Annotated in this window: 3 protein-coding genes; 1 reads left to right on the plus strand and 2 read right to left on the minus strand. The window is 55.9% G+C overall.

Annotated features, from left to right (window positions below):
* Positions 1-96: 96 nt before the first annotated feature.
* Positions 97-813 (plus strand): DUF3800 domain-containing protein, encoded by a 717-nt coding sequence (locus tag BQ17_RS23945; protein ID WP_176722289.1) that lies wholly within the window; start codon positions 97-99, stop codon positions 811-813.
* A 672-nt stretch (positions 814-1,485) separates the two neighbouring features.
* Here the strand turns inward: BQ17_RS23945 and thpR are convergent.
* Both thpR and BQ17_RS04385 read right to left on the minus strand, forming a co-directional pair.
* Positions 1,486-2,001, minus strand: a complete 516-nt coding sequence (gene thpR / locus BQ17_RS04380) for an RNA 2',3'-cyclic phosphodiesterase (protein ID WP_089724615.1) — start codon at positions 1,999-2,001, stop codon at positions 1,486-1,488.
* The gene (locus tag BQ17_RS04385) at positions 1,994-2,488 is read right to left on the minus strand and encodes a CinA family protein (RefSeq protein WP_089724618.1); all 495 of its coding nucleotides are present in this window, start codon (positions 2,486-2,488) and stop codon (positions 1,994-1,996) included. The genes thpR and BQ17_RS04385 overlap by 8 nt, the downstream gene beginning before the upstream one ends.
* Between the last annotated feature and the right edge of the window lie 107 nt (positions 2,489-2,595).

Consider the following 2,595-nt stretch of genomic DNA (forward strand, 5'->3'; position numbering starts at 1 on the left):
CCTCTCCCGGCGGGAGAGGGGACATAGTAGCCAGTACCGTTGGTCATGTTATCACTTATACATTAGCCACTACCGGAAATACATACTGCTTGGTTGTTGAGAAAATACCTTGAGCAGTCCCATATCCGGAATTTCGACGCGCTCGACTGTCTCCAGAGGCGTTCTGAAGTACGGAGAGCGCGAAACAACCATCTTCTGAACCTCCAACGAACTCACAATAGCCGTGCCTATCGGCAGGCAAAGAAAAACTACGCTCATACCGACGCCTACATCCATATGAATTTGGACGAGCGTGGAAATTTTGTTCAAGAGGTTGCAGATTGCGTATCAAGCTGGGGCTTCGCGCGTCTTTTCGCAGAGTGCATAGACAAAACGCACTTCGACCCCTCCAGGTCGCCACGGTCGGCAGACGAACAAGCCTTTGAACAAGTGATATCAAGGTTCGAACAATACCTTCAACATACCGACGACACAAACGGCCAGAAGAATTATGGGCTCATAGTTCACGACAACAATGAAACCGTAGCGAGAGAGCATACAAAGCTCATGAGGGGCTTCCATGAACGCGGAACGCTTTGGACCAATATCCAGCACATAATAGAAACTCCTCTATTTGTTGATAGTGAACTGACCAGCATGGTTCAGATGGCGGATCTTTGTTGTTATTCCCTCAGGCGGTATCTGGAAAACAATGAGACCGACTTGTTCAATAGAATCTTCGCTAGAGCCGATCGATTTCACGGAAAGGTTGTAGGCGTTCGCCACTTCTCGGCACCTGGTTGCGCTTGTGAGATCTGTAAAGAACATTCTTGAAGCTTATAACGCCTACCCCAGCCGAGGAAGGCCGCGTAGCGGCCTAACGTCGGCCGGAGTGCCGTGTTAGGTGCTAAACGTTTTCCCATATCCACGAACCGATTAGGTAGATGATCCCGGACAGTATGGAAAAACCAATAAGAATTTGAATTTGCTTATGAAGTGTCCCGAGCACACCGCCACCGATGAGTCCGCCGAGAATTACGGCTGTAAACCTCAGCCACTTTGGCAAGTCAAAATGGGATACCCATGTGCTGACGAAATATCCAGCCAGCCCAGCGCCCAAAAGAAAAAGGGGAACAATCCACGTGCTCTCATGTTCTTTTCGGTACTCCTCTTCAGAGAGATACCGATTACCTTTTCTGTATCGCGCCATATCTTCCTCTCAAGCACTTAGTATCGGTTCAAAAACAACGTGAACAAACACCGCTCGTCGCGGGCTCTAACGCCTATCAACCATCGCCAAGATATTCGGTTAGTTTTTGAACCGATACTTAACATGTAATAGACGATTCTACTGCCGTATCTAGCCATTATTTGGTTACCCCGGTGTCTTGGCAGCCTTTGGATCGCCTTGCCAAATGGTCTGATTGGGTTAGCCCCACATGCGAAACCCGAAAGAGACGGATAATCATACAAGCCCAGCGTCGCCACTCATCGCTCAAAAGGCCGTCACGGAATCAACGGCCAGCTGCGTTCCACTTGGTACCGGGGGCATTGTCCCGGCCGTGCAATCACCAGTGCAAACGCCGAGACCGGCCAGATGATCGGGGGCTCGAGCGCTCGCGCCGGCAAGGGCCGCGATTTACGGGCCAAGGTTACGTGCGGTTCGAAGGCCCGCCGTTCGGGGCAAAATCCACAACCCCGCAAGCCGTCGTTGAGGGCCTGCACCAGATCCAGCAGTGGTTGCGGCCGCGCTGAGGTCCCGCACCAGAGGACCCCTGCCCGAGGGAAACAGTCGCAGCGATCCAGGTTCAAAACGAAAGGAGCTCCCCGCACCTGGCCGGCTATCTCCTCTGCGCAGGCGCGCCCTTGCGCATCCAGATCACCGAGAAAGACCAGTGTGAGGTGGAGATCTTGCGGATGCGTCTTGCGGCCCCTGTGGTCCGGCAGGTCCCTCTGGACTCCAGCCAGCAACCTCCGTTGCGGTTCGCCGGGCCACAGCGCAAAGAACAGGCGCTCAGTCACCGTCCTTGAGCAGCTCCAGCAGACGCTCCAACGCCAGGCGCACCGACTGGTGGCGCACCTCCTCGCGGTTGCCCGCGAACTGCACCCGTTGGCTCAGCGGCATCCGGCCTGTGCGCACCCAGGCGAAGCAGACGGTCCCCACGGGTTTACCCTCGGTGCCGCCAGCAGGTCCGGCAATGCCGGTGATCGCCACCGCCACGCTGGCCCGGCTGTGCCCCAGGGCACCCTGGGCCATCTCTCGGGCCACTTCCTCGCTTACCGCGCCATGATCGGCGATGGCGGCGGTAGAAACGCCCAGCAGCTCCTGCTTGGCCGGATTGCCGTAGGCCACAAAGCCACGGTCGAACCAGGCACTGCTGCCGGGGATATCGGTCACCACCTTGGAGACCCAGCCCCCGGTACAGGACTCAGCGGTGACGAGCATGAGCCCGGCGGTCTCAAGCCGCTGCCCCAACTCGTCGGCGAGCTTGTCGAGTCGTTCGGTCATAGGGGGAGTTTCTCTCAAGTGTTGCCTACGTGTTGGGTCCCGGATGATTGCATAGGAACTAAAGTTGGGTCATTGTTGCGTGCCCGAGAGGTTATGGAACTACTGGT

The organism is Candidatus Thiosymbion oneisti, assembly GCF_900092655.1.
Taxonomy (GTDB): Bacteria; Pseudomonadota; Gammaproteobacteria; order Chromatiales; family Chromatiaceae; genus Thiosymbion; species Thiosymbion oneisti.